Raw genomic sequence first — 21790 nt, 5'->3', positions numbered from 1 at the left:
TTGAGAATGGTTATCATATATGCATAAGTATACCTCCTTTAGGTTCAACAAAAAAGAAGCCTATCAACAAGGGCGATAGGCTTCTCCAATCTTATTTTATGAGCTTGGGCAATTCCTCCAGCAGCCATTCTCGAGTAGAAGCATCACTTTCGGTTTTGCCAATGTCCTGCATGTACACATGTCCCTGCTTGACAGCAGGGAGCTGAAGCCACAGCTTGCTTTTCATTAATTGTTCGGTGGATTGCTGGGCTTCTGAACTTGGAGTGCTTAGTATGAAAATCCGATCTCCAGCGTATTGTCCGATTACTTCCTGTGATAATTGCACGAATCCTTTGTCCTCATCCAGTGCTTTCTGAATAAGAGGAGTAGGCTTGAGACCATTTTTTTCATACAGTATTTGCGACAAGCCTGTCCGTGCCATGACGAACAAACGGTCACCGGGATAGTAGGTAAAGACCGAAGCTGTTTCACCCGGTTTTACACCTTTCGCCTGAAGTTTGCTCCACATCTCTGCTTCCTTGATTTTATATTGGGCAAGCCAGTCTTCCGCAGTCTTTTTCTTGTTCACAATGTCTCCGAGATGTACCAAACGCTCATTCAGCGGAGCGAAGGTATCGAACATAATTGTAGGTGCAATTTTTGATAACGCTGCGTATTGTTTTTCGTCCGTATCGGCGGTGATGATTAGGTCTGGTTGTAGAGCCAATGTTTTTTCTAAATCAATGGGAAATCCTAGGTCCGATACATTCTGAACTTTTTTTTCATATATCTTTCCCTCGATCATAGAAGTCGATGTACCAACAGCCTGTACGCCTAAAACCAATAGATCTCCATAGTTTTCTCCGAAGTAAGCAATGCGCCCAGGAGTCATGGGAATGTCTACTGTATGTCCCTTATAGTCTGTGTAGGCGCGAGTTGTGGCTGCTTCCGATGTTTTTGTTGATGCTGTTGTGTTGCTGTTTGCAGTCTGATTGTTGTCTGATGCGCCGCACCCCAGCAGCAATGCCCCCATAAGAGAGAATAGACAGATCAGAGAAGTGTATTGTCGAGTAGGTTTTTTGTTAATCGTAGAGTTCTTGTTGATCATAGCAACCTCCGTATAATAGAATGATTCATAATATTGCAAATGAGAATTATTATCACAAAAGCAATGATAAGCGCTGAACCCTCAATACTCAATGGACAAACTTGGTCAATGCATCCGATTTTGTACAAAATAAGTCTCATGTGTTACTAGCTCATTTTATTCTTCAAATTTTATTGATTTGTCATTTTTTATGGTATAGAATAACGTTTTTATACATTTGAAAGGGGTTTTGAAATGGCATTGTTTATTACATATGTTTTACTAGGTTTCTCAATAGCACTACCTGTAGGTACCATCACGGTTGAAATGACAAAGCAAGGGCTAAAGAATGGATTCATGCATGGATGGATTGTTGGGCTTGGGGGGATGACCATCGATTTGTTATTAATCATTGGTTTATATTTTGGTCTGGCCTCTGTTCTGTCCTTACCTGTTGTACAGGTGATCATGTGGCTGGTTGGAGCCATATTTTTGTGCTACGTAGGGTACGACAGCATTAAAAATGCGGATCATGATATTGCGCTAGAAGGAGAGAAAAAGACAAAGTCATTATTTTCTTCCTATAAAAATGGGCTGCTTGTAGCTGTTTCACCAGGGAATTTAGTGTTCTGGGTAAGTGTTTTTGGGACTGTGCTGGCAAGTTCGTTTGATCGTTCTAATACAAGTCAATTTTTGATTGTTGGCTTAGGTATTTTGTTTGGTATTCTTGTCCATGATTTAGGCTTAATGACCCTCGTAGCAACAACACGAAAAGCCATGAACCGAACTGCCATCAAGTGGGTTACGATCTGTGCCGGCGTAGTTTTGATTGTTTTTTCGGTTTATTTCCTATATGAATTTATGGTTAGTCTCCAAAAGATTTTGTAGCATTACACAAGGATACGCTCAAGCTTGTCATGCCAGTCTGCATAAATCGAACAAGTCCTTCATAGACATGTACTAATTCATTTAAAACATGTGCTGAAGGGGTTGATGACATGCGCCGGATTTCATGGATGCTTGCCATGGTCATGTGTGTAACGTTGCTGCTGGCCGGGTGCGGCAAGAAGAGCGCAGACGATGTGGTTAAAGATTTGAGTGACGTGGTGAGCGACCTGAACAGCTACCACGGTACAGCTTTGATGACGCTGCATACCGGCGACACGCCGCAGGAATACAAGGTCGATATTTCCTACCGCAAGCCGTCCTATTACCGAATTGCCATGACGAACGAGAAAAAGGATGTTACGCAAATTGTGCTTCGTAATGATGAGGGTGTATTTGTACTGACCCCCAGCCTGAACAAGAGTTTCCGTTTCAAAAGCGACTGGCCAAACAATCAGGGTCAGGTATATTTATATGAAACGCTGGTTCGCAGCATTATCGGCGATGCCTCCCGTCAGCTGGCTACCGACGATAAATCCTATGTGTTTGATGTGGCCGCGAACTACAACAGCCATGCGCTGGTAAGGCAAAAGATTTGGCTATCCAAAAACAACTATGCCCCTACTCAGGTACAGGTATCTGATGCGAATGCCAAGGTGGTTGTCGATCTGAAATTCGATCAATTCGCTTTTGATACGAAGTTTGACAAAGATTCCTTTGATATGGAACGGAATATGGCTTCCGGAAAAACGAGTGCTGGTAGCGAGGGATCGCCATCTTCAGGGGCAGTCGATTCCAGCGGTCTGCCCGATTCTTCCGGTACGTTAGAAGGGACGACTGGCGTGACATCCAGTGGATCTGGACAAGAGCAGGGAACCGTAGGAAACGATGTTCAGCAACCGGCTGGTGAAGCGAAGAGCGACGGAGCTGTCACAGGCGATACGTCCAAGCCGGAAGCAGCAGCTAACGCAGAGGCGCAGCAACAAACACCGAGCACAGCGGATGGTGCAACCGGAACGTCAGCAGGAACGGATGCCGCAGAAGCTGTATTGGGTGAATTCGGCTTGATTGAACCGTCCTACACGCCAGCCGGAGTACAGATTAAGGATACACCGGAGCTGGAGGATAATGGTACACATGCAGTGATGTTGCGGTATAGCGGAACGTATAACTATACCATTGTGGAGGCGCGTCCAAAAGATCGGGCGGTCGCACTTTCCGCAGGCGAACTGGTTGATATTGGAGGGAGCTTTGCCGTGCTGACAGGAAGCGAACAACAGACGATGACCTGGATGAATGATGGAATAGAGTTCAGAATCACCAGTGCTGACCTGCCTGTGAGCGAAATGATACAAATTGCCGCTTCTATACAGGATCAATCGGGTAAATAAAATTTTATAGACGGATGCAGACGGTCTAGAGTGTAAAAAGCTCTGCTGCCGCCCGTATCCGTCTTTTTATTCATTCGCAGTCTAAGATGTGCATCGCTTGTATATCCTGTTCTATTGTAGATATGGTAGAGGAGGCTGGCAAAGTCCCCCTGCCATTGACAGCCACGTCTCTGAACATTACCATTAACCTTTGGAAGCAAGGAATTTGCTACATTCGAATGGTAAAAGGTTATGTTAGAGGCTAACAATTGAAGAAGGTGACTGGATTTTGCAAGCACAATACAGATCGACCCGGGCCGAAATCAACCTGGATCACCTTGGCGCCAACTATGAAGCCTTTCGCAAGGTATTGCCTGCGGATAAGCTGATACTGGTCTGTGTCAAGGCTAATGCCTACGGGCACGGTGCCGTAGAAATTTCAAAGGAAATGGAACGCCTTGGTGCGGATTATTTGAGCGTCGCTTTTCTGGATGAGGCTCTTGAGCTTCGTCATGCGGGGATTGAACTGCCGATCCTTGTACTCGGCTATACCTCGCCTGAAGCTGTCCAAACAGCTTGGGAGCATGATATCTCATTGACTGTGTTTAGTGAGGAAGTGCTGGAAGGTATCCGCAGATTGGACCGCCAAGGAAGCGAACGCAAGCTGAAGGTGCACATCAAAATAGACAGCGGCATGGGAAGACTCGGTTTGCTGCCTGGAGAAGCGGCTTTGGCTTTTGTCCGGCAGGCTCACGAATTAGAGCAGGTGCTGCTGGAAGGCATGTACACCCATTTTGCCCGCGCGGATGAAGAAGATAAAAGCTATACACTGCTACAATATGATCGGTTTCGGGGCGTGGCGGATGCGCTAAGGGAACAAGGTATTACTATTCCCATTATACATACGGGCAACAGCGCGGCCACCATTGATACCCCTTCCCTTTCCCCCAATATGGTGCGGATTGGCATCAGTATATACGGTTTGTATCCGTCTGATGAGGTTAACCGGCAAGTCATTGAACTGTTGCCTGTATTGTCATTAAAGACGGCGGTGGTTTATACCAAGACGCTTCCTCCTGGATGGGGAGTTAGTTATGGTACCCGGTATGTGACCTCTAGTGAAGAGCGGATCGGCACACTGCCAATCGGTTATGCGGATGGATATTCTCGCATGCTAAGTGGGAAGGTTGAAGTGTTGATACGCGGTCGTCGCGTCCCTGTACTCGGTACGATCTGCATGGACCAGTGTATGGTATCCTTACAATCTTTCGCAGAGGATGCGGAAGAAATCCAAACCGGCGAAGAGGTTGTTCTCATCGGCCAGCAGTCCGGCGAAATCATTGCGGCGGATGAGCTGGCATCCAAGCTTGGTACGATCCACTATGAGGTGATCTGCATGATCGCAGACAGGGTACCGCGTGTTTACATGCGAGATCATGTTCCTGTCGTTCGGGTGAACTCGCTTCTTCCAACCCACTGGAATTAATTTCATAACGCAAATTACCGGATAAAAGCAGGAGTTTTCGTAGAACGTCCCGAAATATGTACAAAGGAAAGAAAAGAGCGCTATAACTGTCAAAAGACGCATTAGGCTCCGCTGACACTTGTATTTCGGGGATCAAACGCCTGTACGAAAACGAACTGCGTAGTTTATAATGGAATGCAGCATAGATGATATACGAATATCATATACATTCTCTTATATTCCGTTTGAATAAATTACCGGGAATAACGTTATAATGGTACAATGGCGACAAGGTTTTGGGGGTGGAAGAGAAGTTGGCCAATTTGCAGAACACCAAAAGAATAATGATCAGTTTGCCAGATCATCTCTTGCAGGAAGTGGACGGGATCGTAGCTATGGAAAATTCCAACCGCAGTGAATTTATCAGGCAGGCAATGAAGCTTTATGTAGGTGAACGTAAAAAACGTTACATTCGTGAAGCTATGCAGCGTGGATACATGGAAATGGCTAAAATTAACCTGACCATGGCATCCGAAGCCTTTCACGCGGAGGAAGATGCAAACAGCACCTTGGGCCGTACAGTTAGCGGGGTGTAATCCATATTGATCGTAAAGCGCGGCGACGTTTTTTTTGCAGACCTTTCACCCGTAGTCGGTTCCGAGCAAGGTGGCGTCAGACCTGTGCTGATCATTCAAAATGATATCGGCAACCGGTTTAGCCCTACCGTGATCGTAGCAGCCATCACTGCACAGATTCAGAAGGCAAAGCTGCCTACACACGTGGAAATCGACGCGGCGACGCATGGCTTTGATCGTGATTCTGTTGTTCTTCTGGAGCAAATCCGGACAATCGACAAGCAAAGGCTTACCGACAAAATCACCCATTTGGATGAAGAAACCATGCGCAAAGTGAGCGACTCGCTACAGATCAGTCTCGGTTTGATTGATTTTTAGTATGATGGAACGACGAGTGAAACGGGAAAGGACAGCGCTCTAGCGCTGTCCTTTTGCATGTCCGAAGAAAAGTACAGGTAGGGCTTGCTTTTACGTCACCTGCTGGCGCTTTGAATCATTTTTTGTGATAATAAAAGACATGATGTATGACAAGAGCTGTGAGGAAGAAGGGATAGGTTTGTCTAACGAGGAAATGAAGACGGAAATTGGGCAGGGGCCGAACGAAGCAGAACGCCAAGAACGGATTGTCAAACAAGTGGCGAGAGAGCTGTCGCTGGCACTCAAGCAAATCCGGACAACGATCAGTTTATTGGATGAAGGAAATACCATTCCTTTTATCGCGCGTTATCGTAAGGAAATGACAGGAGAGCTGGATGAAAATCAGCTACGTGAAATTGAAGATCGTGTGCTGTATTTACGTAATCTGGAGGATCGTAAGGTAGAGGTCATCCGCATTATTGATGAACAGGGCAAGCTGACTGAAGAGCTGCAGGCTGCTATCACCTCTGCGGTTAAACTTCAGGAAGTGGAGGATCTGTACCGTCCATATCGGCAAAAGCGCAAGACTCGCGCCAGTGTGGCAAAGGAACGGGGTTTGGAGCCGCTGTCCATCTGGATTTGGGGTCAGCCGAAGCAGGGTGATGCTTTGAAAGAAGCTGAATCCTATGTGAATGCTGAGCTGGGAGTCGAAACCCCTGAGTCTGCCATCCAAGGAGCCATGGATATTTTGGCCGAAAATATAGCTGATGATGCGGCTATTCGCCAATGGGTGCGCCGATATACACTGGATCATGGAATGTTGACCTCTGAAGCGAAGGACACCGAGCAAGAGTCTGTGTATGAGAATTACTACAGCTATCGTGAGCTGGCTAAGAAAATGCCACCTCACCGTATTCTGGCGATTAATCGCGGGGAGCGGGAAGGCATTCTTAAGGTTGGTTTGGAGGTAGCGCCAGATTCCATTTACAATTATGTGGCAGGTCAAGTGATTAAAGGATCGTCTGTGGTGGAAGACCTGCTGCGCAGTGTCATTGAGGATGCATACAAAAGGCTTATCGCGCCATCTATCGAACGTGAAGTGCGTGCTGAAATGACAGAGAAGGGCGAGCAGCAGGCTATCTCTATCTTTGCAGGCAATTTGCGCAGCCTGTTGCTACAGGCTCCGATTAAGGGGCGTCGTGTGCTTGGAGTCGATCCAGCCTATCGGACAGGCTGCAAGCTGGCGGTTGTCGATGACACAGGCAAGCTGCTGGAAGTGGCTGTGACGTATCCGACACCGCCAAACAACAAGAAACGTGAGGCTGCAGAAACGTTCAAACAGCTGATTGCCAAATACGATATCGAGTTGATTGTCATTGGTAACGGAACTGCATCACGTGAGACAGAGCAATTCGTAGCCGAAGTTATCGCGGATATTGGTGACAGCAGCCTCGCGTATCTGATCGTCAATGAGGCAGGTGCGAGCGTATACTCTGCTTCCAAGCTGGCACAGGAAGAATTCCCTGATTTGGACGTAGCTGAGCGAAGTGCGGCGTCTATTGCGCGTCGTGTGCAGGACCCGCTGGCTGAGCTTGTCAAAATTGAGCCGAAAGCCATTGGTGTAGGCCAATACCAGCATGATGTGTCGCAGAAACATCTGGATGAAAGTTTGAAGGACGTTGTAGAATCGGCTGTTAACCACGTTGGTGTGGATGTGAACACAGCTTCCTCGGCGCTGCTGTCCTACGTAGCAGGGATCAACGCGACCATTGCTAAGAACATCGTTAAGTACCGTGAGGAAAACGGTAAATTCAGCAACCGTCGTCAGTTGCAGAAGGTGCCGCGTCTTGGTGCAAAAACCTACGAGCAATCCATTGGTTTTATCCGTATACCAGGTGGCGAAAATCCACTGGATCGCACGCCGATCCACCCTGAATCGTATGCTGTCGTAGACCGCCTGCTGGCGGAACTGGGCATCAGTGCCCATGATCTGGGTTCGAAAGCTGCGACAGAAGCGCTGAATGTGTCTAATATTGAGCAGTTGGCAGCGAAGCTGGAAGTTGGTGTGCCAACATTGCGGGATATTTTGGACAGCCTTCAGCGGCCGGGGCGTGACCCGCGTGACGAGCTGCCATTGCCTGTATTCCGCAAGGATGTGTTGAAGATCGAGGATCTGGCACCGGGTATGGAACTTCAAGGAACTGTCCGCAATGTCATTGATTTCGGTGCATTTGTTGATATTGGTATTAAAAGTGATGGGTTGGTTCATATTTCACAGCTGCGCAGTGGTTTTGTTAAGCATCCAATGGATGTTGTATCTGTTGGTGATAACGTAACAGTGTGGGTGTTGAATGTTGATTTGAAAAAAGGCAGGGTAGGTCTGACCATGAAACCTCCCGCAGATGCGCAGTCACAGGCATAGTGCTATAAATAAAGCTATATGACATTTTGTGAGGGTATAAAAAAAGCCGGAATCTCCGAATCATATCGGAGACTCCGGTTTTCCATTTCTGGATGTTTCTGATTCTATCCGTTGTTGGCATCAAATTCTATACCAGGTGCTTTATGATAAAAAAACCAACAATCATTCAACAGTCTAATTTGGCGTCGGTCCTTCTTGTAAAAGGCCCGCATGAGCTGGTTACTAAGCCATTGAGGCAAGCCGATCTCCTCCTCTGCGTTACATCTGTATGTTTAGCATATGGGGTGGATACCTAAAGTGTGCTTAATGAACCAGCGTTAGACTTCGGCCGTTATTTTATAATATGCTTGTCAGTATGGAGCAAAGGAGGGAAACCATAAAGATGGAGTCCGAGTCTCTGAGCAATTCAATGAACCCTTCCATGAGTAATAAAGAACTTCAAGAATGGGTAGAGCGCATCTCGCTGGAGAGCTTTGGCGTGCCGTTTCAGCATCAAGCCACCTTTAACTCGCGCCTGTCTTCTACAGGCGGTCGATATTTTATGAAAAGTCATCATATTGAAATTAATCCACATCAACTCGCCGCTTATGGACGCTCTGAAGTGGAAAAAATAATAAAGCATGAGCTGTGCCATTATCATCTACATCTGCGCGGAATGGGTTATCAGCATCGTGATGCTGATTTCAAAGCATGGCTGGCCCGTGTAGGAGGAAGCAGGCATTGTCAGACTCTGCCGGGAAGAGTGGGAAGAAAACCTCAGCCTTATCGTTACAAGCTGGTGTGCATTTCCTGTCAACACGAGTATATGCGCAAACGTAAAATGAACCCACAGCGATATCGCTGTGGAAAATGTGGAGGTAAACTTCGCTTGTTGACACTTGACGTAACCCCCTGATTCATGGTAAATTAACCATACTGTATGATAATTTACAGTAATATTCCCTGATAGCTCAGTTGGTAGAGCACTCGACTGTTAATCGAGTTGTCACAGGTTCGAGTCCTGTTCGGGGAGCCATGGAGAGATACCCAAGTGGCTATAAGGGGACCCTCTGCTAAGGGGTTAGACTGCGTAAGCGGTGCGAGGGTTCGAATCCCTCTCTCTCCGTTGGTATTTTAAGTAGAATAAGGACGCTCGTATGCATGGTAACAATGCATGCGAGCGTCCTTTTCGTTTAGATCTGCTTTTGTTTAGATCTGCTTTTTAAGTAACGTAGCAGCCAATCCCTTCTATTTCACAGTGTCAGCCTTGACGGTTTTGAGTAAGTTCAACAGAGCATGAGCAACGCCATCTTCCACATTGGTCAGGGTAACGTCGGAGCAGACTGCCTTTATATCGTCTTTTGCATTGCCCATAGCGATACCTCTCCCAGCCATCGTCAGCATGGAAATATCGTTATAGCTGTCTCCGATCGCTACCGCTTCCTGCATGGGGATGCTCAGATGATTCGCGAGATAGCGCAATGCATTACCCTTAGACGCATCCTTATGCTCGACTTCAAAGTTACGATCTGAGGAAATGACCATGTTCAGACCTTGAAAATCTCGGTAACGTTCACGCCCCCATTCCAATTTGGCTTGATCAAAGGAGAAACAGAGCACATTATATATCTCTACATCCAGTGGAATCTGCTCATATGAAGCGATGCGGGTATGCCCGGTCTGTTCATATTGCTTTTCAGCTGCATGTAATAAAGTATCCAGTGAAATATCTGGGTTGGCGCTCAGCAAGCGGTCCATTTCAACAGCTAGTAGCTGATGTCCCTTTTGTGGAGAATAAATAGCCCGGTCTGTCATGACCTCATAGTAGAAGTTGTTACCCTCAAGCCAGCTCAGCACTTCAAATGTTTCGCTCCGGCCCATAGGAGTAGAGGTTAACTGGCGACGATGCGCATCGTGTACAGTGGCGCCGTTTGCTCCAATGACGGGAGTAACCAGCTCTGCTTCCTCTAACTTTGTCCAGGCGTCATAAGCGGCTCTGCCAGTGGCAATTGTCACTTGAACACCTTGCTGCTGTGCCTTGCGGATTGCCTCTGCATTTGCTTTGCTTATTTTTCCTTCCTCGTTCAGTAGCGTTCCATCCATATCAATCGCAAACAGTTTCATTTCTCTCCAGCTCCTGTCTTTTGATCTCTCTGTTATACAAATATTGCGTGTCTAGTTAGAGCAATTGGCTTCAAATTTATGAGGGGACAACAACTTCAATATCATGATGTTGCAAAATTTCCAGCATTGCTGGTTCTGGCAAGCGATCGGTGATCACGATATTAACTTCAGACAAATCAGCAAAACGATAGGGGAAATTGATTCCGAATTTCGAATGGTCCGCAAGGATGATCACCTGATCCGCCTGTTTCATCATCTGATGCTTCAGCATACCGTCTTCTTCATGAATCAGGCTTAGTCCGTGAGCTGATATACCTCCAATCCCGATAAAAGCTTTGTCTACAAAATAGTGAGACAAAGTGGCGATTACGGACGAGCCGTATACATATCGGTGCTCTTTTTGCAGGCGGCCTCCCAACAGATGAATGGAGACACCGTCTTTTCCAGATAGTACGTCAGCCTGATTAATTGAATTGGTGATAACCGAACATTCCTGCACATTCAGTCTTTCTGCACACGCCTGTACGGTGGTCGAGGAATCCAATATAATACGATCCCTATTTCGTACCATGCTGGCAGCCAGTTGTCCGATCACTTGTTTCTCCTCTGATACAGTAAGTAGTCTTTCGTTATAATTTCCAATTGGATCGTGATGCAGTTTAGGGAGTAGGGCGCCGCCGCGGGTGCGAATAATTTTTTGATGCTCTTCAAGTTTTACCAGGTCTCGACGGGCTGTATCCCGTGAAACATTAAAAATTTCACAAATATCATCCACCGAAATACGCTTGTGAAGCTGTAAGTAATCAACGATTTTTAACATTCGTTCTTCCTGATACATAGAAAGCTCCTCTGATATATAATCATTTCGGTATCTCGTAAGTGATTATAAGTAAATGTAAGTGATATTGCAATCATTTATCATGATTTTTCAGGAGTTAGATGATTATAGATAAGTTAATGTAAGTGAACATGCATTTTATAATTATATAAAATAGATTTTTTAAAATTTTTAAAAATAAGTATTGCCATTTACTATTCTATTTGATATACTCTTTCTTGTCGCCAAGTTGGTGTACATTAATAAGGCCCGTTGGTCAAGGGGTTAAGACACCTCCCTTTCACGGAGGTAACAGGGGTTCGAATCCCCTACGGGTCATTGTTGTCTTTATAGACTACATGTTGCATGCTTAAGGGGAATTCCTGAGGTCTGGTCTAATGGCGGACAGCTTGGATGAATAGCATGAGCCATTAGCTCAGTTGGTAGAGCACCTGACTTTTAATCAGGGTGTCGAAGGTTCGAGTCCTTCATGGCTCACCATTTATATTTTGTTATGCGGTCGTGGTGGAATGGCAGACACGCTATCTTGAGGGGGTAGTGAGCGTACGCTCGTGGAGGTTCGAGTCCTCTCGACCGCATCAATGGAATAAACGGAAAAGTCTCTCGCGTTAGAGGCTTTTTTTATTTGTGCATTGATGCAATTAAACAATGATTATGATGAAATAATGATTCCATAGTATAATATGACGCCATAATGTTATAGAATAATAAATATATAAACTTATGAAGTGACGGTGAAAAATATGGACACTCAACTGTTAGGAAATATATCAGAAAATATTTTGGGCTTGTTTCCGATTGTGAAGAAGAAATTTTTCACCTACGGTCCGCTTGATTTTCCGTTGCATTTGTCGCCTAATAACTTTCAGGTGCTCATGCTTCTGCGTGAAGTGCGTTCGTCTACAGTATCCGATTTGTCCAAACAACTTAATGTCTCACGCCCGAATATGACTCCTCTTCTGGATAAGCTGGTGGAGCATGGGTTGGCTGACCGCCAATCGTGTGACTCGGATCGTAGAGTCGTGAACGTAGCCATTACAGAAGAAGGCGACGCTTTTTGTGAACAGGTATTTCATACCTTCTCTAATAAAATTCAAGAGAGACTGGTGTATCTGCCGGAAGAAGAATTATTGCACTTGAGTGAAACGTTGAACGAATTGAAGCAGATTTTACTTAAAATCGACAACTCTGCTACGTGATTGATTGGCGTAAGCGAACTGACTTAAAGACCGCCCTTTCTTCGGAAAACAGGCGGTTTTTGTTGCATATTGTGGTATAATAAAACCAACATACATAATTCGGTAATTTTAGCATACGTGATCTTTGAAATGGGAACAGGGTACATGATATCGTTATTTGGAGAGCCTGCTAGGGAGGAAGGAACTTCTATGCAATCTATTTACCAACGCATTGAGGAGCTCATTAAGGAACGAGGTATGACGAAAAAGGCGTTTTGCCAGCAGTTGGGCATTAGTACAGGAAACTTTGGAGATTGGAAAAGAGGAAAAACGACACCGGGCACGAATAAACTCATTGAAATCGCTTCGTTTTTTAATGCTAGTCTGGATTGGATTATGCTGGGTCGAGATGTGCAGAGTAAAGTACTAAAGGAGTCGCAGGACCCTTATTTTTTTGGAGCTTCAGGGCAACTGAATTGCCAGGGGGAATCGCTAAGTGAGGCGGAAAGAGATTTTATACTTGAGTATATTGAATTTACCCGTTTTCGTAAAGAGAAAAACCAGCATAATTCAACTACTGATTAATGTTTGCTGTGAGGTTTGATAAGGATGTCCTAATGTGTACAATTGAAAAATAATTAGAAAAAAGCTACAGTGTCGGAGGGGAAACGTTTTGGGAGATCAAACTATTTATCAGCGGATTGAAGCTTTAATTAAGGATCGGGGAATGACCAAGAAGGCATTTTGTGAAAAACTTAAAATCAGCTCAGGGAATCTCGGTGATTGGAGAAGAGGAAAAACAACGCCAGGTACCGCCCATTTGATTCAGATTTCGGACTTTTTTAATGTATCGCTCGACTGGTTGATGAAAGGAATTAAGCCGGGGGAAGGCGTGCTTCAGGAGCAGAAGGCTGCTTATTTTTTTGGGGTGATGGGGCCATTGAATTGCCAGGCTGAAGATCTTGAGACAGAAGAACAGAACTTTATTTTAGAATATGTTGAATTTGCGAAATACCGTAAGCAAAAAAGGGAGAAGGACAAAGCGAAACTTGAATAATCTATGGCTAAACGCCTGGGTGGATAACCCGTAAAACGGACTAAGGGGTTCGGTTTACGGGTTTATTTGATTTCCTGATAATATGGCGGCGCGTCGGATGCTGGAATGCTTGTTGGGTTTAGTGTGGTGTCGCCTCCTTATAATCGTTATCGTCGATATTCAGAATTGCAGCAACTTGTTTTCTGTACCTTTGTGCTTTACGGGTGCCGTGAATCAGATTGGACAAGCGTGAAGGCGGGATGTTGTGTGTCTCGCAAAATGTTTTCTGATCCAGTCGAAGCTCGACAAGCCTTTGTTTGATGGCCCACCCGAAGGAGGTGACAGGCATTTTGTTGTTCAAGAGAAATCGCCCCTTACGGATTCTTGCAGAATAATTGGTGTGATATAATAATCATCAGTAAACATGTTAGAATTAACCATCTAAAACTATGATACACTTTTATACGTGTTTATACAATCTTAAATGCGTTATTTTATTAAAATAATTACTTAATTAAGTGCAAAAAGTGAAAATAATCCGACTATAGTCTGTAAGTGGTATGAATTTGGATACATGAATTAAAAATACTCTGCCGCTTGAGAAAAGGGCAGAGTATTTTTATTGTGACTGCTAGACTGGTAAAACGACGCATCAGAGGGAGACTGGAAGGCGTTTGAATAGGATGGAGGAGGAAAAGGGCCTGGATGCATTCAATTGGCTACTATGGCTCATATAGGGTGGCTGAGTGATGTAGGAACTGGTCTGATGGCTATGGAAAAGGTGAGGCTGAAATAAGCTTGGCGTAGGTTCGTTAAATTTCTTCCAGGTGGTGAGCAACTCGCTGGTCATGTGATCGATAAGAGGATTCTTTTCCTCGTAAGGAGGATTGAGCAGTCTGAAGGCATCTTCGATACAGAAGGATACCGCTGTGGCAAAATAGCCGTGAATGGTCTGTTCTATATCGGTTCCGAGAAGGAAGTTAATCCAAGTGTGGACAGTAGCGAGTGTGCCAATTGCATTGTATTGAGTGAGTGTGTCTTCCAGTTGGTCAAATGCAAGCCAAGGATAAAGAGCCTTGGTGAGCTTGAGCAGACGCTGGCCAGAAAGTCGTGATTTTTTCACATAATGCGAGGAAGGATGTTGGGTGTACAGCATTTTATCAATAAGGGCGATCCGCCAACCGTCATTCTGCTGGATGGCTGCATACAGACTTTTGATGGCCATGCCGTCAAGGGTTGTAATTTGAGGATACCAATCGTCTCGCATAAAATGTTTCAGATCCTGTAGACTGTTCAAGTTTCCGTTACGGAAACGTTCATCCAGTCCGTAGAAACGGGTAAAACCACCAATGGGTAGGGAAGGGTCCAACAACAATGCGTAGTTTAGCAATCGGTTACCTTTATGCAGGATGGTTCGCCTCCTTGAGGTGAATATTTGTGTCAGTTTATTTGACTCTAATCTTATTTATACAATAATAATTCAATCATTTATGTAATATATATTTACACTTTGGGCTCTTTCATGTCAAATTAAATATTTTTATTGCTTATATATGTTATATAAAGTTACACTAAAAATAATTATAATATTATTGTTTACAAATTGTTGCTGAGAGAGTATAATAAATCTGTTGCCTCAATACATTATGACATGCGGTCGTGGTGGAATGGCAGACACGCTATCTTGAGGGGGTAGTGGGCGTATGCCCGTGGAGGTTCGAGTCCTCTCGACCGCATCATGTGTAATACCCAGTTGAAAAAGCATCCTGACACGTTTTACGTGAAGGGGTGCTTTTTTCGTTAAATATTTTTCGTTATATCATTCTGTTACAGAAGCGGTCATATGGACAGCGGACCGCTCGTTAACTGTAATGAAGAAAGATGTCAGTTTTTCCGCAAAAGCTTCTCAATATCTCCTATAAGCTTATCTGGAATGGTTTGCGGCGCATAACGCTTAAATACGTTACCTTCTCGTGTAATTAAGAATTTAGTAAAATTCCATTTGATCGCTTTGGAGCCTAATACTCCTGGAGCGGTGTGGGTCAGGTAGTGAAATAGAGGATGTGCCTGATCACCGTTGACATCTGTCTTGGCGAACATGGGGAAGGTCACACCGTAATTGATTTGGCAAAACTCGGAGATCTCCTCGCTGGAACCCGGCTCTTGTTTGGCGAACTGGTTGCTGGGAAATCCCAAAATTTCGAGCCCCTGTTCATGATACTGGTCATATAGCTCTTGTAGCGCCTTGTACTGGGGGGTTAACCCACATTTGCTGGCAGTATTCACGATAAGTAGAACTTTCCCTTCGTATGTGGATAACGGAATTTGTACCCCTTGTAGGGTCTGTGCATCATATTTATATACGGTCAAGATATCCCTCCTCATTCAATATTCTGCAATTAAATTGTAAGCAACTCAACAAGGGGTTGCAAGTCCGGAAGAGTATACGGGCATTGGACCATTGTAAAATCGTCTTTTGTTCAAAACGGTAAATCGCACTTCAAATGGAGCTAATTGAGGTGTTTCTTCTCATAAAAACGGGTTCAATCGGTAATTATCTGGCACATATAGCGTATTTTCTTTCCTTTTTGCAAATAAGGAGTAACTAAGCCATACCCTACGCCAATATTGACATGCCTTTCATTTTCAAAAAGGGGTGAAATACAGAGTTTTAAAGAGATACGAGAAGCATAGATGCCTTGTAAGCGTTATTCTTAATCTCCTATGCTCAAAAGGGTGATTTATAGCCCCGCCGTTGAGCTTTACAGTCTTCCTTGCACGGGTGTATGATTCAAGACGTAATTTCAAATTAACACCAATGAAGCAACAACGAATTGTCTAAAGCGCTGAATTTTGCAGTTGCAAAAGCGGGGGAACCAACGAGTATGTACGGCTTTGCAAGCCGTGTGTGTCTCATGGGGTGAATTTTCCGGCCAAGTGCCGTAAATAGGGCGACTCTCACGTCCGAATCCGACAGCTAACCTCGTAAGCGTACAGGGAGAGGCAACAAACCGCCGTGTGCAACCATGGTTTATTTTATCATGGAATGTATGAAGCCGGAGGAAGCCTTTTTCCTTCGGCTTCTTTTTGTTGTCTTTTTATACCGGGAGAGGAGCTACTGATGGAAGGTCGGTTAATTATTGTCACTGCACCGAATGAAGCGGGCAGAAGTTTTGTGAAATTGCTTATGTTTAAAAAATTGGCGTTTGCAGTTCTCACAAATAGCACTCAGGAGGAACGACAGCTCAAAAAAATGGGTGTGGAGCACATTGTGCGCATCAATACGATGCAAGCGGGAAAATGGAATTTTCCTAAAAAAGAAATTGGTAGTGTGTATTTGTTCGAAAACAGCTTGAATCTGACTTGCCGTTTCCTGCAAATATGTCGGCCACTAACATCAGAATTGATCTATGTTATTACGCACGGCTGTAATCCACAAGGAATTTATCGGGGATTGGGAGCGGACCATGTGATCTACACATTGAACGGAGAGGTGGGTTTCCTGCTGAACGGATAAGCACTTATAACATAGCTGGTTTATGATTTTATGATGGAATCGGAAATGACGATCTGAAGAGCGATATGGAGGGTATGAACATGATGGATTTATACATGCTGCTCATAATGGCTGTGAGTTATGGAGTGATACTGCTGTTTGTACGCTGGTGTGATGCGCAGACCTCAAAAGGAGGCCGAAGAGGATGATTGTTGTGCTAGGACTCACGGCTATTGTGTTCGTGTATTTAATCTACGCACTCCTGAATCCTGAAAAGTTCTAGTCAACTATAGGATCGAGCAGGCGGGAACAGCAGATCAAGAATGAAGCATCAGAGGTGTAGATTTTCGCAAACGTGTGCACTCATTGGATGTTCTGAATCAGGTCTGTTGTTCCAAATGCAGGAGCATTATAAGGAGGAATAGAGGATGGAGCTACTGCAAATTGGAGTTGTGATCGTCATATTGCTGCTCTTGGTAAAGCCGGTGGGCACCTATATGTATCACGTATTCTCGAATGAACCGAATCGGACGGATCGGATTTTTGGTGAAACGGAAAAGCTGATTTATAAGGTTGTAGGCTTGAAGAAACAGGACAGCATGCGTTGGACCACGTATGCTATGAGTTTCATTGCAACCAATGTGGTGCTTGTGGGGATCAGCTACCTGCTATTGCGCTTGCAGGCTATACTCCCAGGCAATCCGGTTGGAAACAGTAATATGGAAGCATCATTGGCCTTTAATACGGTAATCAGCTTTATGACCAATACGAATCTCCAACATTATAGCGGAGAAAGCGGGCTTACGTATCTGACACAGATGGCGTTCGTCACGATGATGATGTTTACTTCGGCTGCTTCGGGGTTTTCGGTTGCTGCGGCTTTTATGAGGGGACTGACGCGGCGCGGTGAAGGACTGGGTAATTTTTTTCAAGATTTTATTAAAGCCAACATACGGATTTTTCTGCCGCTTGCCTTTGTACTTACGCTGGTGCTGGTGGGACTAAAAGTACCACAGACGCTACAGTCCACGGCGGATATTACGACTTTAAGCGGTACACAGCAGCAGATTGCTATGGGACCCATTGCCTCATTGGAATCCATCAAGCATTTGGGCACGAACGGGGGCGGTTTTGCGGGAGCTAATTCTGCTCATCCTTTTGAGAATCCAAGTCCTTGGACGAACGTACTGGAAATTTTAGCAATGTGGGTAATGCCGGCTTCGCTGCCGTATACTTTTGGATTGTTTGCCCGTAATCGCAAGCAGGGCTGGATTATTTTTAGCTCGATGATGGTCTTGTTCCTTATTTTTCTATCCATAACGTATGTGTCGGAGAAAACAGGTAATCCGTTAATCCAGGCACTGGGTATGGATGCATCTCAGGGAAGCATGGAAGGGAAAGAGGTTCGTTTCGGCATTGGACAATCGGCATTATTCACTGCGGTCACAACGGCGGCAACGACAGGTTCGGTCAATAATATGCATGATACATTGACCCCGCTAGGTGGTATGGCTGCTTTGGGAGAAATGATGCTAAACGTCATTTTTGGCGGCAAGGGCGTCGGGCTGATGAATATGCTGATGTATGCGATTCTGGGAGTGTTTATATGCGGACTGATGGTCGGAAGAACCCCGGAATTTATGGGTAGGAAAATTGAAGGCAAGGAAATGAAGCTGATTGCGATTGCCATTTTGGTACATCCGTTTCTTATTCTTGCTCCCACTGCGCTTGCGTTTATGAGTCATTGGGGATATGATGCGGTCTCTAACCCCGGATATCACGGGTTGACTCAGGTGCTCTATGAATATGCATCATCTGCGGCAAATAACGGCTCGGGATTTGAAGGTCTTTCGGATAACAACGTGTTTTGGAACGTTACAACAGGAGCGGTTATGTTCTTTGGACGATATGTATCCATGATTGCATTGCTGGCTGTGGCGGCTTCGTTGAATGCCAAAGCGCCAACCCCGGTGACGATGGGTACACTGCGCACGGACAACAAGCTGTTTGGAGCCATCCTAATCGGAGTGGTCCTGTTGATTGGTGCGTTAACCTTTTTGCCGGTGATCGTACTGGGTCCTGTAGCTGAATTTTTGACCATGTGATGAAGAATGAGCATAGAAGGAAAATGAGAATGGATGAACGGGGTGCTTGATCATGAAGGAACAACGCAAACGCATGCTGGATAGAAGCATCTTGAAGCAGGCGGTCAAGGATAGCTTTATCAAATTAAATCCGATGATCATGATGAAAAATCCTGTCATGTTCGTCGTGGAGATCGGTACATTGGTCGTACTGCTCATGCTACTGCTTCCCGGTTATTTTGGAACCGGCAAGGAAATGGGCTTTAACTTGGCTGTATTTATTATTTTGTTGTTCACGCTGCTTTTTGCTAACTTTGCTGAAGCGCTCGCGGAGGGACGGGGGAAAGCACAAGCTGCTTCCTTGAAAAAATCCAAGCAGGACTCACAAGCTAATAAGCTCGTCGGGAATGAGATTCAGGTGGTCAGCTCAACAGCATTGCGTAAAGGTGACGTGGTAATCGTCTCTCAGGGCGAAATGATTCCAAGCGATGGTGAGGTTATTGAAGGCCTGGCCTCAGTGGATGAATCTGCAATTACGGGAGAATCAGCTCCGGTCATTAAGGAATCGGGCGGTGATTTTTGCTCGGTAACCGGCGGGACGCGGGTAGTCAGTGACCGCATTAAGGTGCGGATTACGACTGAGCCGGGTGAAACGTTTATTGATAAAATGATTTCGCTCGTGGAAGGTGCACAGCGGCAAAAAACGCCAAATGAAATTGCGCTGAATACATTGCTGATTAGCTTAACGATTATTTTTCTCATTGTGGTGGTGACACTGGCCCCGATAGCCCGTCATTTTAAGATTGATTTGCCTGTCCCCGTGCTGATTTCGTTGCTGGTCTGTCTGATTCCGACCACGATTGGCGGGCTTTTGTCGGCCATTGGAATTGCTGGTATGGACCGAGTTACCCAGTTTAACGTGCTGGCCATGTCAGGCAAGGCGGTAGAAGCATCCGGGGACATCAATACGATGATTCTAGATAAAACGGGTACCATCACCTTCGGTAACCGGATGGCGAGTGAATTCGTGGTTGTAGATGGTATAGAAAAGGCAGAGCTAGCGAAATGGGCAGCGATGAGTTCACTAAAGGATGAGACGCCTGAGGGACGCTCGGTACTGGAATTGATGCGTAAGCAGGAATACACGCTGGATGAATCCTTGGCAGCAGGTGGAACCTTTATCGAGTTCAAGGCAGAAACCCGGATGAGTGGTCTGGATCTCGCTGATGGACGAAGAGTACGCAAAGGCGCCGTGGACTCTGTCCGGCAGTGGATTGTATCGCAAGAAGGCAGTGTTCCGGCCGATCTGGAGGAAAAAGCGAATCAGGTAGCCGCAGAAGGAGGTACACCGCTAGCAGTGGCGCTGGATGATCGGATATACGGCATTATTTATTTGAAGGATACGGTGAAGCCGGGCATGAAGGAGCGTTTTGATCAGCTCCGGGAAATGGGCATCCGCACGATTATGTGTACCGGTGATAATCCGCTGACCGCTGCTACCATTGCACGTGAAGCAGGGGTGGACGATTTTGTAGCTGAAAGCAAGCCGGAAGATAAAATTGCGGTTATCCGCCGGGAGCAGGAGCAGGGTAAGCTGGTGGCTATGACCGGGGACGGTACCAATGATGCGCCAGCGCTGGCGCAGGCAGATGTCGGTCTTGCCATGAATAGCGGCACAGTCGCGGCCAAGGAAGCTGCTAATATGGTGGACCTGGATTCTGATCCGTCCAAAATTATTGAGGTGGTCGCCATCGGTAAGCAGCTGCTTATGACACGTGGGGCATTGACAACGTTCAGTATTGCGAACGATGTGGCTAAATATTTTGCCATTATCCCGGCGATGTTCATGCTGGCTATTCCGCAAATGGGTGCATTGAACGTCATGAGGCTGGGCTCCCCGTTATCGGCTATTTTATCGGCGCTTATTTTTAATGCAGTCATTATTCCACTTCTGATTCCGCTGGCAATGAAGGGTGTAAAGTATAAGCCAATGAGCTCGGATCGGCTATTGGGACGGAATTTACTGATTTATGGTCTGGGCGGTATGGTGGTACCGTTTGTCGGGATTAAGGCCATTGATTTGCTGGTACATTTGTGGATTTAGTGCAGAAAGGGTGAGCGACATGAGTGGTTTTTATCGGATGTTGTCTGGACGCAGATTTGCTGCACATGAGAAAGCCGGATCTGGTGGACAAGGCCAGAATATGCATACAGGGACGGAGGCAGTATCGGAAAAACAACCAGAGAGACAAGAGATGCGAGGAAGCGCGGTTATTGGAGTGGCTGTGCGAACTTCTGTGCTAATGATCCTATTGTGCGGATTGGCATACCCGCTGGTCAGCACAGGAGTGGCGCAAGTCCTGTTTCCGCAGCAAGCAAACGGCAGTATGCTTCGTGACACGGAGGGGCGGGTAAGCGGCTCTGAGCTGATTGGGCAGGCCTTTACCAATCCAGCGTTTTTCCAAGGCCGGGTATCAAGTATCGATTATAATGGAGCTGGTTCAGGCTCAAGTAACTACGCACCCTCGAACCCGGCATTGGTGAAGCGGATCAAGGATTCTATTGCGGATTGGCAGAAGCATAACCCGGATGTACCCATCAGTCAGGTTCCAGTGGACCTGATTACGAACTCCGGCTCCGGTCTGGACCCGCACATCTCGCCACAGGCGGCACAGGCTCAAATTCCGCGTATTAGTGGCTTGACGGGGATGGGGCAGAACCAGCTGAAGGCGCTGGTGCAGGAGCAGACAGAAGGCCGCAGCGCCGGAGTGTTCGGCGAGCCGCGTGTGAACGTGCTCAAGCTGAATCTCGCGCTTGAAGCGCTAATGAAGGTTAAGCCAGTTAAGCCATAGATGAATGAAAAAGGTATCCCCCTAGCGATAAGTTTAGGGGGATACCTTTTTCTATGGATAGGA

At 45.8% G+C, this 21790-nt stretch carries 22 protein-coding genes, 6 tRNA genes and 1 riboswitch; of the genes, 21 read left to right on the top strand and 7 right to left on the bottom strand.

All coding sequences use genetic code 11. From position 1 onward, the window contains the following. Nucleotides 1-91 precede the first annotated feature (91 nt). Nucleotides 92-1087, bottom strand: a complete 996-nt coding sequence (locus tag ACU1JV_RS07150) for an ABC transporter substrate-binding protein (RefSeq protein WP_413985753.1) — start codon at nucleotides 1085-1087, stop codon at nucleotides 92-94. A gap of 234 nt (nucleotides 1088-1321) precedes the next feature. On the opposite strand from ACU1JV_RS07150, the gene ACU1JV_RS07145 reads away from it, so the two are divergent. From ACU1JV_RS07145 to ACU1JV_RS07120, 6 genes are all read left to right on the top strand, one after another. Then, nucleotides 1322-1954, top strand: coding sequence for a LysE family translocator (locus ACU1JV_RS07145; protein WP_040101871.1), 633 nt, complete (start codon nucleotides 1322-1324; stop codon nucleotides 1952-1954). A gap of 110 nt (nucleotides 1955-2064) precedes the next feature. Further along, on the top strand, nucleotides 2065-3342 hold the full coding sequence (locus ACU1JV_RS07140; RefSeq protein WP_126666682.1) for an outer membrane lipoprotein-sorting protein: 1278 nt from the start codon (nucleotides 2065-2067) through the stop codon (nucleotides 3340-3342). Between the two features lie 268 nt (nucleotides 3343-3610). Then, nucleotides 3611-4807, top strand: a complete 1197-nt coding sequence (gene alr / locus ACU1JV_RS07135; RefSeq protein WP_013369924.1) for an alanine racemase — start codon at nucleotides 3611-3613, stop codon at nucleotides 4805-4807. 293 nt (nucleotides 4808-5100) lie between these two features. Beyond that, complete coding sequence (locus ACU1JV_RS07130; protein ID WP_007429334.1) at nucleotides 5101-5382, top strand: CopG family ribbon-helix-helix protein; 282 nt, start codon at nucleotides 5101-5103, stop codon at nucleotides 5380-5382. 6 nt (nucleotides 5383-5388) lie between these two features. Then, nucleotides 5389-5739: a type II toxin-antitoxin system PemK/MazF family toxin gene (locus ACU1JV_RS07125; protein WP_007429335.1), complete on the top strand. Its 351-nt coding sequence runs from the start codon at nucleotides 5389-5391 to the stop codon at nucleotides 5737-5739. A gap of 178 nt (nucleotides 5740-5917) precedes the next feature. Continuing rightward, nucleotides 5918-8140 (top strand): Tex family protein, encoded by a 2223-nt coding sequence (locus tag ACU1JV_RS07120; protein ID WP_413985754.1) that lies wholly within the window; start codon nucleotides 5918-5920, stop codon nucleotides 8138-8140. Nucleotides 8141-8244: 104 nt separating this feature from the next. Here the strand turns inward: ACU1JV_RS07120 and cmpA are convergent, their stop codons facing one another. Further along, entirely contained in the window at nucleotides 8245-8379 is a 135-nt protein-coding gene (gene cmpA, locus ACU1JV_RS07115) for a cortex morphogenetic protein CmpA (RefSeq protein WP_013369928.1), read from the bottom strand. A 143-nt stretch (nucleotides 8380-8522) separates the two neighbouring features. On the opposite strand from cmpA, the gene ACU1JV_RS07110 reads away from it, so the two are divergent. From ACU1JV_RS07110 to ACU1JV_RS07100, 3 genes are all read left to right on the top strand, one after another. Next, nucleotides 8523-9035, top strand: a complete 513-nt coding sequence (locus tag ACU1JV_RS07110; RefSeq protein WP_413985755.1) for a SprT family protein — start codon at nucleotides 8523-8525, stop codon at nucleotides 9033-9035. 44 nt (nucleotides 9036-9079) lie between these two features. Then, nucleotides 9080-9155 (top strand) — tRNA-Asn (locus ACU1JV_RS07105). A 1-nt stretch (nucleotide 9156) separates the two neighbouring features. Next, nucleotides 9157-9245, top strand: a tRNA-Ser gene (locus tag ACU1JV_RS07100). Nucleotides 9246-9367: 122 nt separating this feature from the next. On the opposite strand, the gene ACU1JV_RS07095 is transcribed toward ACU1JV_RS07100, so the two are convergent. Both ACU1JV_RS07095 and ACU1JV_RS07090 read right to left on the bottom strand, forming a co-directional pair. Beyond that, nucleotides 9368-10243, bottom strand: a complete 876-nt coding sequence (locus ACU1JV_RS07095) for a Cof-type HAD-IIB family hydrolase (RefSeq protein ID WP_413985756.1) — start codon at nucleotides 10241-10243, stop codon at nucleotides 9368-9370. Nucleotides 10244-10319: 76 nt separating this feature from the next. Then, the gene (locus ACU1JV_RS07090) at nucleotides 10320-11081 is read right to left on the bottom strand and encodes a DeoR/GlpR family DNA-binding transcription regulator (protein WP_025679874.1); all 762 of its coding nucleotides are present in this window, start codon (nucleotides 11079-11081) and stop codon (nucleotides 10320-10322) included. Nucleotides 11082-11327: 246 nt separating this feature from the next. Here ACU1JV_RS07090 and ACU1JV_RS07085 point away from each other — a divergent pair. The 6 genes from ACU1JV_RS07085 to ACU1JV_RS07060 all read left to right on the top strand — a co-directional run bounded on the left by ACU1JV_RS07085 (nucleotide 11328) and on the right by ACU1JV_RS07060 (nucleotide 13316). Beyond that, nucleotides 11328-11399, top strand: a tRNA-Glu gene (locus tag ACU1JV_RS07085). An 86-nt stretch (nucleotides 11400-11485) separates the two neighbouring features. Next, a tRNA-Lys gene (locus ACU1JV_RS07080) sits at nucleotides 11486-11561 on the top strand. A gap of 15 nt (nucleotides 11562-11576) precedes the next feature. Next, nucleotides 11577-11659: transfer RNA gene (locus ACU1JV_RS07075), tRNA-Leu, on the top strand. A gap of 165 nt (nucleotides 11660-11824) precedes the next feature. Continuing rightward, entirely contained in the window at nucleotides 11825-12280 is a 456-nt protein-coding gene (locus ACU1JV_RS07070) for a MarR family winged helix-turn-helix transcriptional regulator (RefSeq protein ID WP_014599548.1), read from the top strand. A 189-nt stretch (nucleotides 12281-12469) separates the two neighbouring features. Next, on the top strand, nucleotides 12470-12844 hold the full coding sequence (locus ACU1JV_RS07065; protein WP_013369933.1) for a helix-turn-helix domain-containing protein: 375 nt from the start codon (nucleotides 12470-12472) through the stop codon (nucleotides 12842-12844). Nucleotides 12845-12932: 88 nt separating this feature from the next. Continuing rightward, complete coding sequence (locus ACU1JV_RS07060; RefSeq protein WP_013369934.1) at nucleotides 12933-13316, top strand: helix-turn-helix domain-containing protein; 384 nt, start codon at nucleotides 12933-12935, stop codon at nucleotides 13314-13316. 118 nt (nucleotides 13317-13434) lie between these two features. On the opposite strand, the gene ACU1JV_RS07055 is transcribed toward ACU1JV_RS07060, so the two are convergent. Both ACU1JV_RS07055 and ACU1JV_RS07050 read right to left on the bottom strand, forming a co-directional pair. Further along, the gene (locus ACU1JV_RS07055) at nucleotides 13435-13656 is read right to left on the bottom strand and encodes a Rha family transcriptional regulator (protein WP_013369935.1); all 222 of its coding nucleotides are present in this window, start codon (nucleotides 13654-13656) and stop codon (nucleotides 13435-13437) included. 291 nt (nucleotides 13657-13947) lie between these two features. Beyond that, entirely contained in the window at nucleotides 13948-14685 is a 738-nt protein-coding gene (locus tag ACU1JV_RS07050; protein WP_413985757.1) for an urease accessory protein UreF, read from the bottom strand. 263 nt (nucleotides 14686-14948) lie between these two features. On the opposite strand from ACU1JV_RS07050, the gene ACU1JV_RS07045 reads away from it, so the two are divergent. Continuing rightward, nucleotides 14949-15031: transfer RNA gene (locus ACU1JV_RS07045), tRNA-Leu, on the top strand. Nucleotides 15032-15179: 148 nt separating this feature from the next. On the opposite strand, the gene ACU1JV_RS07040 is transcribed toward ACU1JV_RS07045, so the two are convergent. Continuing rightward, nucleotides 15180-15665 carry a glutathione peroxidase gene (locus ACU1JV_RS07040; protein ID WP_413985758.1) on the bottom strand — a complete coding sequence of 162 codons (486 nt, stop codon included), beginning with the start codon at nucleotides 15663-15665 and terminating at the stop codon, nucleotides 15180-15182. 464 nt (nucleotides 15666-16129) lie between these two features. Next, a riboswitch (cyclic di-AMP (ydaO/yuaA leader) is annotated at nucleotides 16130-16303 on the top strand. Between the two features lie 113 nt (nucleotides 16304-16416). Here ACU1JV_RS07040 and ACU1JV_RS07035 point away from each other — a divergent pair. From ACU1JV_RS07035 to kdpC, 5 genes are all read left to right on the top strand, one after another. Then, nucleotides 16417-16812 (top strand): hypothetical protein, encoded by a 396-nt coding sequence (locus tag ACU1JV_RS07035; protein WP_016820703.1) that lies wholly within the window; start codon nucleotides 16417-16419, stop codon nucleotides 16810-16812. A 184-nt stretch (nucleotides 16813-16996) separates the two neighbouring features. Next, entirely contained in the window at nucleotides 16997-17074 is a 78-nt protein-coding gene (gene kdpF / locus ACU1JV_RS07030) for a K(+)-transporting ATPase subunit F (RefSeq protein ID WP_080561203.1), read from the top strand. A gap of 145 nt (nucleotides 17075-17219) precedes the next feature. Beyond that, entirely contained in the window at nucleotides 17220-18896 is a 1677-nt protein-coding gene (kdpA, locus tag ACU1JV_RS07025; RefSeq protein ID WP_413985759.1) for a potassium-transporting ATPase subunit KdpA, read from the top strand. A 52-nt stretch (nucleotides 18897-18948) separates the two neighbouring features. Beyond that, the gene (kdpB, locus tag ACU1JV_RS07020) at nucleotides 18949-20979 is read left to right on the top strand and encodes a potassium-transporting ATPase subunit KdpB (protein ID WP_031463114.1); all 2031 of its coding nucleotides are present in this window, start codon (nucleotides 18949-18951) and stop codon (nucleotides 20977-20979) included. A 19-nt stretch (nucleotides 20980-20998) separates the two neighbouring features. Then, entirely contained in the window at nucleotides 20999-21727 is a 729-nt protein-coding gene (kdpC, locus tag ACU1JV_RS07015; protein ID WP_277507445.1) for a potassium-transporting ATPase subunit KdpC, read from the top strand. Nucleotides 21728-21790: the final 63 nt, after the last annotated feature.

Source organism: Paenibacillus sp. T2-29, assembly GCF_052921365.1.
The sequence above is the reverse complement of the archived record's forward strand: the minus strand, read 5'-3'. Positions and strand labels throughout refer to the sequence as shown.

Bases quoted from the DNA above. Each gene is read 5' to 3' on its own strand.
- ACU1JV_RS07150 (WP_413985753.1), bottom strand. From the start codon at position 1,087: ATGATCAACAAGAACTCTACGATTAACAAAAAACCTACTCGACAATAC.
- ACU1JV_RS07145 (WP_040101871.1), top strand. From the start codon at position 1,322: ATGGCATTGTTTATTACATATGTTTTACTAGGTTTCTCAATAGCACTA.
- ACU1JV_RS07140 (WP_126666682.1), top strand. From the start codon at position 2,065: ATGCGCCGGATTTCATGGATGCTTGCCATGGTCATGTGTGTAACGTTG.
- ACU1JV_RS07110 (WP_413985755.1), top strand. From the start codon at position 8,523: ATGGAGTCCGAGTCTCTGAGCAATTCAATGAACCCTTCCATGAGTAAT.
- ACU1JV_RS07095 (WP_413985756.1), bottom strand. From the start codon at position 10,243: ATGAAACTGTTTGCGATTGATATGGATGGAACGCTACTGAACGAGGAA.
- ACU1JV_RS07090 (WP_025679874.1), bottom strand. From the start codon at position 11,081: ATGTATCAGGAAGAACGAATGTTAAAAATCGTTGATTACTTACAGCTT.
- ACU1JV_RS07070 (WP_014599548.1), top strand. From the start codon at position 11,825: ATGGACACTCAACTGTTAGGAAATATATCAGAAAATATTTTGGGCTTG.
- ACU1JV_RS07065 (WP_013369933.1), top strand. From the start codon at position 12,470: ATGCAATCTATTTACCAACGCATTGAGGAGCTCATTAAGGAACGAGGT.
- ACU1JV_RS07035 (WP_016820703.1), top strand. From the start codon at position 16,417: ATGGAAGGTCGGTTAATTATTGTCACTGCACCGAATGAAGCGGGCAGA.
- kdpF (WP_080561203.1), top strand. From the start codon at position 16,997: ATGATTGTTGTGCTAGGACTCACGGCTATTGTGTTCGTGTATTTAATC.
- kdpA (WP_413985759.1), top strand. From the start codon at position 17,220: ATGGAGCTACTGCAAATTGGAGTTGTGATCGTCATATTGCTGCTCTTG.
- kdpB (WP_031463114.1), top strand. From the start codon at position 18,949: ATGAAGGAACAACGCAAACGCATGCTGGATAGAAGCATCTTGAAGCAG.
- kdpC (WP_277507445.1), top strand. From the start codon at position 20,999: ATGAGTGGTTTTTATCGGATGTTGTCTGGACGCAGATTTGCTGCACAT.